Annotated in this window: 11 protein-coding genes; 6 read left to right on the top strand and 5 right to left on the bottom strand. The window is 53.1% G+C overall.

Going from position 1 to position 13,829, the window contains the following annotated elements:
* Positions 1–27: 27 nt before the first annotated feature.
* Complete coding sequence (gene clcA, locus J4645_RS13575) at positions 28–1,449, top strand: H(+)/Cl(-) exchange transporter ClcA (RefSeq protein ID WP_000845430.1); 1,422 nt, start codon at positions 28–30, stop codon at positions 1,447–1,449.
* A gap of 81 nt (positions 1,450–1,530) precedes the next feature.
* Positions 1,531–1,875: an iron-sulfur cluster insertion protein ErpA gene (gene erpA / locus J4645_RS13570; RefSeq protein WP_001278668.1), complete on the top strand. Its 345-nt coding sequence runs from the start codon at positions 1,531–1,533 to the stop codon at positions 1,873–1,875.
* Positions 1,876–1,975: 100 nt separating this feature from the next.
* Here the strand turns inward: erpA and J4645_RS13565 are convergent, their stop codons facing one another.
* Genes J4645_RS13565 through mtnN form a run of 3 tightly spaced genes read right to left on the bottom strand, consistent with a single transcriptional unit; the run spans position 1,976 to position 4,127 of the window.
* Positions 1,976–2,599 (bottom strand): TRIC cation channel family protein, encoded by a 624-nt coding sequence (locus J4645_RS13565; protein ID WP_000964234.1) that lies wholly within the window; start codon positions 2,597–2,599, stop codon positions 1,976–1,978.
* 36 nt (positions 2,600–2,635) lie between these two features.
* Positions 2,636–3,436, bottom strand: a complete 801-nt coding sequence (btuF, locus tag J4645_RS13560; protein ID WP_001118843.1) for a vitamin B12 ABC transporter substrate-binding protein BtuF — start codon at positions 3,434–3,436, stop codon at positions 2,636–2,638.
* Complete coding sequence (gene mtnN, locus J4645_RS13555) at positions 3,429–4,127, bottom strand: 5'-methylthioadenosine/S-adenosylhomocysteine nucleosidase (RefSeq protein WP_000689822.1); 699 nt, start codon at positions 4,125–4,127, stop codon at positions 3,429–3,431. The genes btuF and mtnN overlap by 8 nt, the downstream gene beginning before the upstream one ends.
* An 84-nt stretch (positions 4,128–4,211) precedes the next feature.
* On the opposite strand from mtnN, the gene dgt reads away from it, so the two are divergent.
* From dgt to cdaR, 3 genes are all read left to right on the top strand, one after another.
* On the top strand, positions 4,212–5,729 hold the full coding sequence (dgt, locus tag J4645_RS13550) for a dGTPase (protein WP_000146450.1): 1,518 nt from the start codon (positions 4,212–4,214) through the stop codon (positions 5,727–5,729).
* Positions 5,730–5,858: 129 nt separating this feature from the next.
* Positions 5,859–7,286 (top strand): serine endoprotease DegP, encoded by a 1,428-nt coding sequence (degP, locus tag J4645_RS13545; RefSeq protein ID WP_000753958.1) that lies wholly within the window; start codon positions 5,859–5,861, stop codon positions 7,284–7,286.
* 152 nt (positions 7,287–7,438) lie between these two features.
* A complete protein-coding gene (gene cdaR, locus J4645_RS13540; protein ID WP_000929420.1) occupies positions 7,439–8,596 on the top strand; it encodes a DNA-binding transcriptional regulator CdaR in 1,158 nt (385 codons plus the stop codon).
* A gap of 121 nt (positions 8,597–8,717) precedes the next feature.
* Here the strand turns inward: cdaR and J4645_RS13535 are convergent, their stop codons facing one another.
* Positions 8,718–11,687: a putative mucin/carbohydrate-binding domain-containing protein gene (locus J4645_RS13535; RefSeq protein ID WP_023214795.1), complete on the bottom strand. Its 2,970-nt coding sequence runs from the start codon at positions 11,685–11,687 to the stop codon at positions 8,718–8,720.
* 185 nt (positions 11,688–11,872) lie between these two features.
* Positions 11,873–12,259: a DUF3461 family protein gene (locus tag J4645_RS13530; RefSeq protein WP_000272193.1), complete on the bottom strand. Its 387-nt coding sequence runs from the start codon at positions 12,257–12,259 to the stop codon at positions 11,873–11,875.
* 246 nt (positions 12,260–12,505) lie between these two features.
* On the opposite strand from J4645_RS13530, the gene J4645_RS13525 reads away from it, so the two are divergent.
* Positions 12,506–13,807 carry an MFS transporter gene (locus J4645_RS13525; RefSeq protein ID WP_000017175.1) on the top strand — a complete coding sequence of 434 codons (1,302 nt, stop codon included), beginning with the start codon at positions 12,506–12,508 and terminating at the stop codon, positions 13,805–13,807.
* Positions 13,808–13,829 lie beyond the last annotated feature (22 nt).

Raw genomic sequence — 13,829 nt, 5'->3', positions numbered from 1 at the left:
TTTGTATTACCAATTAATGATCTTCTGATGAAAACAGACACTTCCACCTTTTTAGCTCAGCAAATTGTGCGCTTACGGCGCAGAGATCAGATTCGCCGGTTAATGCAGCGGGATAAAACGCCGCTGGCCATCCTGTTCATGGCGGCCGTTGTCGGCACGCTTACCGGACTGGTTGGCGTCGCCTTTGAAAAGGCGGTTTCCTGGGTACAAAACATGCGCATTGGCGCGCTGGTTCAGGTCGCGGACCATGCGTTTTTGCTTTGGCCGCTGGCCTTTATCCTTTCGGCGTTACTGGCGATGGTCGGCTACTTTTTGGTGCGAAAATTTGCGCCGGAAGCCGGCGGCTCGGGTATCCCGGAAATTGAAGGCGCGCTGGAGGAGTTACGTCCGGTGCGCTGGTGGCGCGTGTTGCCGGTGAAGTTTATCGGCGGGATGGGGACGTTGGGCGCAGGAATGGTATTAGGGCGCGAAGGGCCAACGGTACAAATCGGGGGCAACCTGGGGCGCATGGTGCTGGATGTTTTTCGTATGCGCAGCGCCGAAGCGCGGCATACGTTGCTGGCGACCGGCGCGGCGGCGGGGCTCTCTGCGGCGTTTAACGCGCCGCTGGCGGGTATCCTGTTTATTATTGAAGAGATGCGCCCGCAGTTTCGCTACAACCTGATTTCGATTAAAGCGGTGTTTACCGGCGTCATCATGTCGAGCATTGTGTTCCGCATATTTAACGGCGAAGCGCCGATTATTGAAGTCGGCAAACTGTCTGATGCGCCGGTTAACACGCTGTGGTTATACCTTATCCTCGGTATTATTTTTGGCTGCGTCGGGCCGGTATTTAATTCGTTGGTGCTGCGTACCCAGGATATGTTTCAGCGCTTTCATGGCGGCGAAATAAAAAAATGGGTGCTAATGGGCGGCGCGATCGGCGGCCTGTGCGGTATTCTGGGGTTGATTGAGCCGGAAGCGGCAGGCGGCGGATTTAACCTTATTCCTATCGCCGCGGCAGGTAATTTTAGCGTCGGGCTACTGCTGTTCATCTTTATTACCCGGGTGGTCACGACGCTGCTTTGCTTTTCTTCCGGCGCGCCGGGGGGCATTTTCGCCCCGATGCTGGCGCTGGGAACGCTGCTTGGTACGGCCTTCGGTATGGCGGCGGCAGTGCTTTTTCCGCAGTATCACCTGGAGGCCGGTACCTTTGCGATTGCCGGGATGGGGGCGCTGATGGCGGCGTCGGTGCGCGCCCCGCTGACGGGGATTGTGCTGGTGCTGGAGATGACCGATAACTACCAGCTCATTTTGCCAATGATTATCACCTGTCTTGGCGCGACACTATTAGCCCAGTTTTTGGGCGGGAAACCGTTATACTCAACCATCCTGGCGCGCACTCTGGCGAAGCAGGATGCGGAACAGGCGGCGAAAAACCAGAATGCGCCTGCGGGCGAGAATACTTGAACGAATTACCAGGGTATTAGATAATGACTGCCAATATTGGGTGAAAATTTATCCAATTACCGATGTCGTTTGGAGCAAAATATGAGTGATGACGTAGCGCTGCCGCTGCAGTTTACCGACGCAGCAGCGAATAAAGTAAAAAGTCTTATCGCTGACGAAGATAATCCGAATCTGAAACTGCGCGTGTATATCACCGGCGGTGGTTGCAGCGGCTTCCAGTATGGTTTTACCTTTGACGATCAGGTGAACGAAGGGGATATGACCATCGAAAAACAGGGCGTTGGCCTGGTGGTTGACCCGATGAGTTTGCAGTATCTGGTGGGTGGTTCGGTGGATTATACCGAAGGTCTGGAAGGTTCCCGCTTCATTGTAACCAACCCGAATGCGAAAAGTACCTGCGGGTGTGGCTCTTCCTTCAGCATTTGATTGCTGTTCGTTGTGCCGGATGGCGACGCGAGCGTCTTATCCGGCCTACAACATCTTTCCTGTAGGCCCGATAAGCGTAGCGCCATCGGGCAAAACAATATCAACGTCCGTTTTCATCCAGTGCAAACGTCGGCAATTTCAAATGCCAGCGAATGGCCGCCAGCCGAATGAACAGCGTGACGACCATACCCATCATGCTGGCGCTTTCCAGCGGTACTGAAAACGTATAAAACGCGGTGGCGTGAACAATCCCGCCGATAATACAGGCCGTGGCATAGATTTCGGTGCGTAGGATCATGGGAATCTCGCGTGCCAGAACATCGCGAATAATCCCGCCGCCGACGCCGGTAATCACGCCCATACAGACTGCCACTAATGGCCCCGTTTCAGCGAGGAAGGCTTTATTCACCCCAATGCCGACAAACACCGCCAGCCCGACCGCATCCAGTACCGGCAACATCCATTTCGGCAGACGTCTTGGCTGGCGAACCAGCAGGATGGTCAGCATACTGGTGACCATGGCGACGACCAAATCGGTAGGATCTTTAACCCAGAATACCGGGCCGTTATCCAGCGCCATATCGCGGATTGTCCCGCCGCCGACGGCAGTAACGACGCCGAGCACCAGGACGCCGAACGGGTCCATACGTAATTTCCCGGCCAGCAACACGCCAGAGATAGCAAATACAGCCGTGCCTACAATATCCAGCCAATAGACGAGCATTGTCGAATCCCCACTGGGAGCCTGGTAAGACAGGCTCTAATTCACCTGTGAAAGCGCATTACAGAGTTGTTTTGCGGCGAGGATAATACGCGGGCTTGCGCGTTCAAACCAGTCGCTGTTAAGCGGAATAACCGGAATTTTTAGCAGGTTTCCCCAGTATTGTTCAATTTTGAGAATTTCGCCCGCTTTTCCGGCCACGATAATAGCCTGGGGATGCCTTGCCAGCACCTGCTCACGGCTGACTTGCGGCCACGGCACGCGGCTGTCAGCAAAGACGTTTTCTCCGCCGCAGGTCGTCAAAACCTGATGTTGAATAGACCCTTTACCACTGGTAAACAGAGGATTCATGCCAAACTGAAGAAAGACGCGCTTTTTAGCTTTACCGGCATACTCGGCGTTGAGCGCGGCGTACTCGTTTAGCAATGTCTGCGCTGCCTGCTGAGCCTTTTCCGGCTGCGGGCTCCAGGCGGCCAGTTGACGGAGCGTGTCGGCGATCTGTTCGATGGTTACCGCGTCCACCCACATGACCTTAATACCTAATGACGTCAGTTGGTTTACCTGGCGTTCCGCATTACCGCCGCGCCAGGCGACGACCAGATCCGGCTTCAGCGCCACAATGCGTTCCAGATTCATTCCCTGCCAGGTAGAGACCTGTTCTATTTTTTGCGCTTCGGGCGGGTAGTCGGAATAGCTGCTGACGCCAACGGGCGTAATCCCGGCGGCAAAAGCGAGCTCCGTATTGGCGGGAGAGAGGGTAATGACGCGCGGCGCAGCGTAAAGCCACACCGGGAGCGTAAGCAGCAGGGCGACCAGCGCCCTGAACATTTGCTTAGCCATGCGCCAGTTTCTGTACCAGCGTCTCGACCATCAGAGTCGACTGTTTCGCCGCCACCGCGAGGAATTCGTCAAAGCTGAGGTGCGATTGCTGATCGGCCACGTCAGAAATAGCGCGTACCACCACGAACGGCACGTTGAAGTTATAGCAGACGTGTGCGATAGCGGTGGCTTCCATCTCTACGGCGACCGCGTCGGGGAAGTTATGCCGAATTTTTGCCAGCCCGACGGAGCCGTTAATAAACGCGTCGCCGCTAACAATAAGGCCGCGTACCGCGTTCAGATTCAGCTCCCTGATGCAGGATTCCGCGGCGGCGATCAGTTTGTCATCGGCCTTAAATCCGGCCGGACAGCCCGGTAATTGCCCGTATTCATAGCCGAAAGCGGTCACATCAGCGTCGTGGTAACGCGCTTCGTCAGAGACGACGATATCGCCGACCTTCAGCGTGGACGCCAGACCGCCTGCGGAACCGGTATTGATGATCACGTCCGGTTTGCAGTGCTCCAGAAGCAACGTTGCGCCCAGCGCCGCCGCGACTTTACCGATACCGGATTTCAGCAACGCCACTTCGGTGCCATTCAACTGGCCGGTGTAAATTTCGCAGCCGCCCAGCGTAATCGTCTGACGGTTGTCAATTTTGTCACGCAGCAGCGTAACTTCTTCTTCCATTGCGCCAATGATGCCGATTTTCATAGATTTACTCGCGATAAGTCAGTTTTGAGGGCATAGTTTATCATGCGCTTATGGGGAAGCGCATTTCTCAGGCGGGGAGAGAATATGGCATCGATCGATTTCCGAAATAAAATTAACTGGCATCGTCGTTATCGTTCACCGCAGGGCGTAAAGACGGAACATGAGATCCTGCGGATTTTTGAAAGCGATCGCGGGCGGATTATCAACTCTCCGGCTATACGCCGTTTGCAGCAAAAAACGCAGGTTTTCCCGCTGGAGCGCAATGCCGCGGTGCGTACTCGCCTGACGCATTCGATGGAAGTGCAGCAGGTAGGGCGTTATATCGCGAAAGAGATTTTAAGCCGCCTGAAAGAGCAAAACCGACTGGAGGAGTACGGTCTGGATGCGCTGACCGGTCCCTTTGAAAGTATTGTGGAAATGGCCTGCCTGATGCACGACATCGGTAATCCGCCGTTCGGTCATTTTGGCGAGGCGGCGATCAATGACTGGTTTCGTCAGCGGCTGCATCCGGAAGATGCGGAAAGTCAGCCGCTCACGCATGATCGCTGTGTGGTTTCCTCGCTACGGTTACAGGAAGGCGAAGAAAATCTGAACGATATTCGCCGCAAGGTACGTCAGGATATCTGCCATTTTGAAGGCAATGCACAGGGAATTCGTCTGGTACATACGCTCATGCGGATGAATCTTACCTGGGCGCAGGTTGGCGGAATTTTAAAATATACCCGTCCGGCATGGTGGCGAGGGCCGGTGCCGGATTCCCATCGCTATTTAATGAAGAAACCGGGCTATTATCTTTCTGAAGAGAAGTATATTGCGAGGTTACGTAAAGAACTGCAGTTAGCGCCTTACAGTCGCTTTCCATTAACGTGGATTATGGAAGCCGCAGATGATATTTCTTATTGTGTTGCCGATCTTGAAGACGCGGTAGAGAAAAGAATCTTTAGCGTTGAGCAGCTTTACCACCATTTATATCACGCGTGGGGCCACCATGAGAAGGATTCGCTGTTTGAGCTGGTGGTAGGAAATGCGTGGGAAAAATCACGCGCCAATACATTAAGCCGCAGTACCGAAGATCAGTTTTTTATGTATTTACGGGTAAATACATTAAATAAACTGGTGCCCTATGCCGCTCAGCGTTTTATTGATAATTTGCCGCAGATTTTTGCCGGTACCTTCAATCAGGCGTTGCTGGAAGATGCCAGCGGTTTTAGCCGCCTGCTTGAACTCTATAAGAATGTGGCGGTTGAACATGTGTTTAGCCATCCGGATGTAGAACAGCTTGAACTACAGGGATACCGGGTGATCAGCGGGTTATTAGATATCTATCAGCCGCTATTAAGTTTGTCGCTTAACGACTTTCGCGAGCTGGTGGAAAAAGAACGGTTGAAACGCTTCCCCATAGAATCGCGCTTATTTCAGAAACTTTCTACGCGCCATCGTTTGGCCTACGTGGAAGTCGTCAGTAAATTACCTACGGATTCGGCGGAGTACCCGGTACTGGAATATTATTATCGCTGTCGGTTGATTCAGGATTATATCAGCGGGATGACTGACCTTTACGCATGGGATGAATATCGGCGTTTGATGGCGGTCGAACAGTAAATGGACTTTTGTAAAGATGGACAATAAATTTTTACTTTTTCCAGAAACTTTGTTCCGGAACTTCGCGTTATAAAATGAATCTGACGTACACAGCAATTTTGCGTTACCTGTTAATCGAGATTGAAACACATGAAAAAAACCACATTAGCAATGAGTGCACTGGCTCTGAGTTTAGGTTTGGCATTGTCGCCTCTGTCTGCCACGGCGGCTGAAACGTCCTCTTCAGCAATGACTGCCCAGCAGATGCCAAGCCTGGCACCGATGCTCGAAAAAGTGATGCCATCGGTGGTCAGTATTAATGTAGAAGGTAGCACCACGGTGAATACGCCGCGTATGCCGCGTAATTTCCAGCAGTTCTTTGGCGATGACTCCCCGTTCTGCCAGGACGGTTCTCCGTTCCAGAATTCTCCGTTCTGCCAGGGCGGCGGTAACGGCGGCAACGGCGGTCAACAACAGAAATTCATGGCGCTGGGCTCCGGCGTAATTATTGACGCCGCGAAGGGCTACGTCGTTACCAACAACCACGTGGTTGATAACGCCAGCGTGATTAAAGTACAGCTTAGCGATGGACGTAAATTCGATGCTAAAGTGGTGGGCAAAGATCCACGTTCTGATATCGCGCTGATTCAAATTCAGAATCCGAAGAACCTGACGGCGATTAAGCTGGCGGACTCCGACGCGCTGCGCGTAGGGGATTATACCGTCGCTATTGGTAACCCGTTTGGTCTGGGCGAAACGGTGACGTCAGGTATCGTTTCGGCGCTGGGGCGTAGCGGCCTGAACGTAGAAAATTACGAGAACTTTATTCAGACCGACGCCGCGATTAACCGCGGTAACTCCGGCGGCGCGCTGGTGAACCTGAACGGTGAGCTGATCGGTATTAACACCGCGATTCTGGCGCCGGACGGCGGCAACATCGGTATCGGCTTCGCTATCCCCAGTAACATGGTGAAAAACCTGACGTCGCAGATGGTGGAATACGGCCAGGTGAAACGCGGCGAACTGGGGATCATGGGGACTGAGCTGAATTCCGAATTGGCGAAAGCGATGAAAGTCGACGCCCAGCGTGGCGCGTTCGTCAGCCAGGTGATGCCGAATTCGTCCGCGGCGAAAGCGGGTATCAAAGCCGGGGATGTCATTACCTCGCTGAACGGTAAACCGATCAGCAGCTTTGCGGCGCTGCGCGCTCAGGTCGGCACTATGCCGGTCGGCAGCAAAATCAGCCTCGGTCTGCTGCGTGAAGGTAAAGCGATTACGGTTAATCTGGAACTGCAACAGAGCAGCCAGAGTCAGGTTGATTCCAGCACCATCTTCAGCGGGATTGAAGGCGCTGAAATGAGCAATAAAGGCCAGGATAAAGGCGTTGTGGTGAGCAGCGTGAAAGCGAACTCACCCGCCGCGCAAATTGGCCTCAAAAAAGGCGATGTCATTATCGGCGCTAACCAGCAGCCGGTGAAAAATATCGCCGAGCTGCGTAAGATTCTCGACAGCAAGCCGTCGGTGCTGGCACTGAATATTCAGCGTGGTGATAGTTCTATTTATTTGCTGATGCAGTAATCACCTTTGTCCCCCTTCCGCCATGGAAGGGGGCAACACTTTTCTGTGAAACCCCCCACAACTCCATACTTATTTGCACCGTTTTGTGCATTTGCACAATGTCGAGACTTGTCATCTTCCTTATGCTTGTGCTCTGCTCACAGGAGGGATTTATGGCTGGCTGGCATCTTGATACCAAAATGGCGCAGGATATCGTGGCGCGCACTATGCGCATCATCGATACCAATATCAACGTAATGGATGCCCGCGGGCGCATTATCGGCAGCGGCGATCGGGAACGTATTGGTGAATTGCACGAAGGCGCGCTGTTAGTGCTGTCACAGGGCCGGGTTGTGGATATCGACGACGCCGTGGCGCGACACCTGCACGGGGTACGTCAGGGGATTAATCTTCCCTTACGCCTTGAGGGCGAAATTGTCGGCGTGATCGGCCTCACCGGCGAACCAGAGCATCTGCGTAAATATGGCGAACTGGTGTGTATGACTGCCGAAATGATGCTGGAGCAGTCGCGGTTAATGCACCTTTTGGCGCAGGATAGCCGTTTGCGTGAAGAGCTGGTGATGAACCTGATTCAGGCCGAAGAAAATACGCCGGCGCTGGTGGAATGGGCGCAGCGTTTGGGGATCGATTTGAACCAGCCGCGTGTGGCGGCGGTGGTGGAAGTCGACAGCGGCCAGCTTGGCGTCGATAGCGCAATGGCGGAACTTCAGCAGTTGCAGAATGCGCTTACCACGCCGGAGCGTAACAACCTGATAGCCATTGTGTCTCTCACCGAGATGGTGGTGCTCAAACCCGCCTTAAACTCGTTTGGTCGTTGGGATGCTGAAGATCATCGTAAGCGCGTAGAGCAGCTTATCTCGCGAATGAAAGAGAATGGTCAGCTACGTTTTCGCGTGGCGCTGGGCAATTACTTTACCGGGCCGGGCAGTATTGCACGCTCATACCGCACGGCGCGCACCACGATGATGGTCGGCAAACAGCGGATGCCAGAAAGCCGCAGCTATTTTTATCAGGATTTGATGCTGCCGGTTCTGTTAGATAGCCTGCGTGGCGGCTGGCAGGCCAATGAGCTGGCGCGCCCGCTGGTAAAACTCAAAGCGATGGATAACAACGGATTATTACGTCGGACGCTGACGGCGTGGTTTCGCCATAATGTCCAGCCGCTGGCGACCTCTAAGGCGCTGTTTATTCATCGTAACACGCTGGAATATCGGCTAAATCGTATTTCGGAACTGACCGGGCTGGATTTGGGAAATTTTGACGATCGGCTGTTGCTGTATGTGGCGCTACAACTGGATGAACAGCGTTAAGTCCGGCGGCGCTTCGCTGACCAGAGCAGGGAACTTGGGCGAAGTAGTAGGCCGGATTAGGCAAAACCGCCATTCGACAACGTAATCTCACAGCGCCCGAAGACGCTGTGATGGGGTGGGGTTAATTCGTGGTCAGGCGCTGCAATCCCCGCGCCGTGACCTGCCAGATCACGTGTTGCGGCTGCGGCCAGCTTTCGCCATTGAGCGGGTTGCGGATAACCGACTGGTCTGCGCCCTCGGCATGAAAGACCTCAATCGTATAATCCTCACCCAGCCCGCAGACGTCAGTATAGCCGCCAAGCTGCACCGAACCTTTTATCGACTGACGGTAAACCACCGTACCGCGCGTATTATAAATCGTCACTGCCGCATATTCCGTTGCGAAGTCGCTATGCGGCACAATTGGGTATGCGGTAAAGATGAATTGTTGCGCACGGATGTCTATTTCCATACTGGCAAAACCATTTTCTTCCTTGCCAATAAGCTGCCAGCTGAATTTATCGCCATATAATGCGGCAGCATCGGAGGTATTTTTCTCTTCCGTTTGTTCCGGTGAGTCGACCTCCAGCCCATCGCTCACCACGCGCCAGCGGTTGTGTTTTTTCAGCGTGACGTTTTGCCCGGTCGTTTCATTGATGGCGTTGCAACGGTAAGGTTCGTCATGGAAGAGCTCAATGTACATTCCCGCTTGCAAAACAACCGTATCGCTATCGGCTGAATAGTGGGTGATGCCATCATAATGACGGCTATAGATAACCTCGCCGGACTCCTCCTTCACCGTGAGCGTGCTGTATGTCGCGGTATAGTAGGGATGAGGCTGCCCGGCCAGTGTTTCTATTGTCATGCGCTGTTGCCGATTATCGTAAGCAAGCTGGCAAAACGTTCTGTCGCCTTGTCCGCGTAACTGCAACGTCACGCCTTTACCGATGCCTTCGCCCGGCTCGCTGTTATCCGTCGGCAGCACATCAACGCTGTCGCGCATTAACGCGCTACGGGTCGGCTCTTCAATGTGGGAGAGCATCAGCCAGAGATCGTTTTTGCAAGCGGCATAAGGTTGCGCCATCAATGAAGGGCAGGCGCGGATAGCATCTGCGCGATGGATAAACATAGCCTGGAGATCTGCGGCAGGATCGTTGTTGAGCGAAAAATGATAAAGCCCTTCGCTATCAAGACGCAGTAACTGATATTTCGTCGACGAGACCAATGTCAGATAGCCCGGCGAGGCTTTCAGGCGGCCAGGCTCGGCATGATAAAGATAAAGATGGTAGTGGTCGCTAAACGGCACCACAATTTTTCCGGTGGCGCAGTTTGTTCCGTTCATCTTACGTTCAAAAACCTTTTCGCCGCTGGCGGTTAACACCGTTATGCTGGCGTATAAGGTATTCGCGAAGTAGCTGTGCGGCGTGGCGTTCGTGATATCCAGAACTAATTGTCTGGCCTCATGATCCACGGCCAAACGGGCGAAGGGCATGTCACCGTAGCCGAGGAAAATCAACTGCTCGTTATGCGCGGCGCTGTCCTGCAAGACGGTGAAATTAACGGTAAGTGCGTTTTCCCCTTCGCGGATAACCACATAGTCCGTGTCCGGGCGGTATTTCTGCGATCGCCCTTTGGGCAGGGTGAGATGGTAAATGCCAATGGGCAGGGGCGTTAACGTGAGCGTACTGTCGTTGACGGTCAATGTATACGTGTTGCCGGCGTTGTCGTGTAGCGTTAAGGCGCGTCCATAAAGTTGCTCCGGCTGATCGATATTCAGCGTTAGCGTGAGCGTTCCCGTTTTGTTCAGCGCCGCCAGCTCGGCGTTTTCAACCAGCCAGACAAAAGAGTCCAGCCCCAACTGTTGGCGCGCGCTTTCCCATTCGCGCTCCGGCAGCAGATCGTAAAGCGGCCAGACGGGTTTTACCGCCTGTGCGGCGATCTGCTCGCGGGTGAACGCATCGACCGGTAAGCCGCACAGCTGAATAAACGGCGCGACGTCATAACCTGAGGCTGTGGCGATGGCGTCCGCCAGCAGATCGGTCAGGCGATGCTCGCAGGGCAAAAAGTTTTCGCCAGCACCCAGCGCGCGGTAGTTCTGGTTAAACACCCGGAAGGCTTCTGTTCCGCCTTTAAATAACATCAGCATCAGAAATTGCAGACGGGGTCGGACGCCCCAGGCGCTAATCGGCGTGCGATTCCGCAGATGGGTAATGAATTGCAACTCCTGCTCAGGCTGCCGCCCGTAATCATAGAGCCAGCCGTCGGTATAAAGATGGTTCCCCTGGTTCAGGTTAAGCTGCTGGAAAAACGCGGCGTAAATGTTGTTCCACACCTCACCGACTGGCAGGTCGACGTCATTCATAAAGACGCCCTGATAGCCGTGACCGATTTCATGCAGAATCGTCCACTGCGTGGCGACATTATCGATCCACCCCTGGCTTAATGTTGCTGCCGTTTGCGCGCACCACCAGGGGAGATAATAAGCCGCGCCGACGCCGTGTTTATCCGCTTTAATAAAATAGCGGTTAGCGACATTTTGATTAAGCGGCGAAGCAGGGCTATCGCTGAGACCAGTCCAGTCATTATAGGCGTCGATCACTCGCGTATAGTACGCATCCAGCGCGGTGATACCGGCGTTGATGACATTAGCGCGATCCGCCCAGGGCAGCAGAAAACGCACGCGGTCCAGTTCCAGTAGGGCAAAAGGCGACGCCTGTTCTTCCCAGGTCTGGAAAAAAGTGTCTTCGGATTGCCCCTTACGCCAGTGTGGCAAATTTTTATTGCTGGTTGGCTGTCGGTAGATCACCGAAAACTCACCGCCCTGCGCAAAAAAGAGGGTATCAATAAAGGGAACGGAATCGACCGTTGTGCTGATCGTTTGCCAGTTGCCGTTCAGCGTAAGCGATTTCTCACACGCTGAGTCATTGCACAGCAGACGGAGTCTGGCGTTACCGGCGTTGTTATTTGGCTGGCGGATTTGCAGCTGCGTATTCGCTGGCAGAATAAATCCCAGCGCCTGGCGGTCGTGCTCGCGCCCCTTTTCAAATTTGATGTTATCCAGTCCGGGGGCCGCAGGCAGCGAATAACATGTTAGCGTGATTTCCTGAGTCATATAACCTCCATAAATAGGGAGGATGAACATAGCTTTTTATTTTTATTAATAAATACAGCAGGATAACGAAATGATATGTATTGAGCCGCTGTGAGGCATAGTGATGAAAAATGGTGGTAGCCGTGAGGCGGATGAGAGGGAGCAGCAGAGTGAGGGGGGCCCGAAATGAAGCCCCGGCAGCTTTTTTATTTGCGGGTAAGCTTGTCCAGATCGGCTTCGATTTCACTGATCTTATTCGCGACGACGCTTTCCAGGTGGCGCAAGTCGTCGAGGATCTTACGTTTGAGATCGAGTTCTGAGCGGTCGCGCTGGCAGATTTGGTCCAGCTCGTCAATCACATAGCGTAGGTTAGGGCTAATCTCCTGTACTTCTTTATAACCCTGACCGATGCCATCGGCGACCACCGTTTTGCGCTGGCGTGGATACTTAAACTTCACGCTTTTAGCAAAGAATTCACCTCTATCCTTTTGAAAATAGATTTTCAGGATATCGTTATTGGCTTCTTGCCGCAGGCTGTAACGATCGATTTCCTCAGGATTGGTAATGCCCAGACTTTTTAGATTGTCATACATAGCGGTATCCTTCATCACACTATAACTTTTGAATAATTAACGAAAAGTTGGTTTTTCGCCACCAATGGATACAAAAAAAGCGCGGTTGATCGCAGAAGACGTCTCGGCAACGTCATGAGTAAAAGGGCGGTGGTTATTGATAGTTTAAGTAATTCAACGCGATATTCCGTTTATAGAGAAAGCGTTTGAGGTCAGTGTGGAAAATTGACCGGAGGTAGTGGTCGATAACCTTGAGAGGCGGAGTCTATGTCCGGAACGTATAATGCTACTATTCGCCGGGTGGTGATTTCCGCCTGGATAGGAAACTCCATTGAATATTATGATTTTCTATTATACGGCCTGGCAAGCGCGCTGGTATTTGGCCCGCTTTTTTTCCCTGGCGCCAGCCCATTGACTGCAACGTTATCTTCTTTTGCCAGTTTCGGCGTGGGATTTATTTCCCGGCCGCTGGGCGCGCTATTTTTTGGTAACAGGGGAGATACGCTTGGGCGTAAAAACACGTTATTAATCACGTTAGGTGGGATGGGCGCGGTCACGTTTCTCATCGGTTGCCTGCCTTCTTACGCCAGTATTGGCGCGCTGGCGCCTGCCTTACTGGTTATTCTGCGTTTTCTGCAGGGATTTATGGTTGGAGGCGAATGGGGAGGCGCCATGTTAATGGTCGTGGAATATGCTGCTGGAAAGCACCGGGGGCGGTTAAGCGCGCTATCGCAAACAGGAGGACTCACGGGACAATTATTGGCGACAGGCGCATTTATAGTCGTGACCCAATTACCGAAGGATGCGTTGTTATTGTGGGGATGGCGTATTCCTTTTCTGCTCAGTGCGCTTTTGGTGCTGCCTGGATTATATATGCGTCATCGTCTGGATGAGACGCCTGTCTTCCGTGCGTTTAAAAAGCAGCAGGCCATTAAGCATATGCAGCAAAAAGAAGAAAGGCCGGTGGTCAAAGTGGTACGAGAACAATGGCGCAGCATTTTGCTGATTATAATTCTACGTTTTGCGGAAAGCGTTCCCTTTTTTCTTGCCACCGTCTTCGCGGTTTCCTGGGCGACGACGCAGCTTGGGATTGCCAGCCTGACTATTCTGTACATTGTAATGTTCACCTGTCTGCTGGCGTATCCCATGCACGTGCTATTTGGCATCATGTCGGATCGGCGTGGCTGCCGTCAGGTGTATATTTTCGGCGCGCTTTTTGTCGCGGCAATGGCTTTTCCCTTTTTCTGGCTGCTGGAAAGCCGTTCGCTAATACTGATGACAATGGGCTACGTTCTGCTTATTAACATTGGTCATAATTCACTGAATGCCGTGCAACCTTCTTTTTTCGCCGGACTGTTTCATCCGCCTGTACGCTACAGCGGTTCATCAATTGGCGCTCAGTTGGGGGCGGTTGTGGCAGGGGGATTCACGCCGTTTATCGCTAAAGCGTTAAGCGCAGTCTATGATAACAGTTGGACTTTGGTTGCCGGTTATGTCGTTTTGACTGCGTTGGCTTCGGCATTTGCGGCAAAGATTGCGCCGGAAACCGTGTTACCGCATTCGCCGTAATGCAAAGGGGGGCTGTCGCCCC

The sequence above is a fragment of the Salmonella sp. 32082101201600294FB01SM01 genome (assembly GCF_017572865.1).
Taxonomy (GTDB): domain Bacteria; phylum Pseudomonadota; class Gammaproteobacteria; order Enterobacterales; family Enterobacteriaceae; genus Salmonella; species Salmonella enterica.
The sequence above is the reverse complement of the archived record's forward strand: the minus strand, read 5'-3'. Positions and strand labels throughout refer to the sequence as shown.

What these genes read in the sequence shown, in the direction of transcription:
- clcA (WP_000845430.1), top strand. Translation starts at nt 28, where the DNA reads ATGAAAACAGACACTTCCACCTTTTTAGCTCAGCAAATTGTGCGCTTA.
- J4645_RS13525 (WP_000017175.1), top strand. Translation starts at nt 12,506, where the DNA reads ATGTCCGGAACGTATAATGCTACTATTCGCCGGGTGGTGATTTCCGCC.
- J4645_RS13530 (WP_000272193.1), bottom strand. Translation starts at nt 12,259, where the DNA reads ATGTATGACAATCTAAAAAGTCTGGGCATTACCAATCCTGAGGAAATC.
- J4645_RS13565 (WP_000964234.1), bottom strand. Translation starts at nt 2,599, where the DNA reads ATGCTCGTCTATTGGCTGGATATTGTAGGCACGGCTGTATTTGCTATC.
- J4645_RS13535 (WP_023214795.1), bottom strand. Translation starts at nt 11,687, where the DNA reads ATGACTCAGGAAATCACGCTAACATGTTATTCGCTGCCTGCGGCCCCC.
- erpA (WP_001278668.1), top strand. Translation starts at nt 1,531, where the DNA reads ATGAGTGATGACGTAGCGCTGCCGCTGCAGTTTACCGACGCAGCAGCG.
- degP (WP_000753958.1), top strand. Translation starts at nt 5,859, where the DNA reads ATGAAAAAAACCACATTAGCAATGAGTGCACTGGCTCTGAGTTTAGGT.
- btuF (WP_001118843.1), bottom strand. Translation starts at nt 3,436, where the DNA reads ATGGCTAAGCAAATGTTCAGGGCGCTGGTCGCCCTGCTGCTTACGCTC.
- dgt (WP_000146450.1), top strand. Translation starts at nt 4,212, where the DNA reads ATGGCATCGATCGATTTCCGAAATAAAATTAACTGGCATCGTCGTTAT.
- cdaR (WP_000929420.1), top strand. Translation starts at nt 7,439, where the DNA reads ATGGCTGGCTGGCATCTTGATACCAAAATGGCGCAGGATATCGTGGCG.
- mtnN (WP_000689822.1), bottom strand. Translation starts at nt 4,127, where the DNA reads ATGAAAATCGGCATCATTGGCGCAATGGAAGAAGAAGTTACGCTGCTG.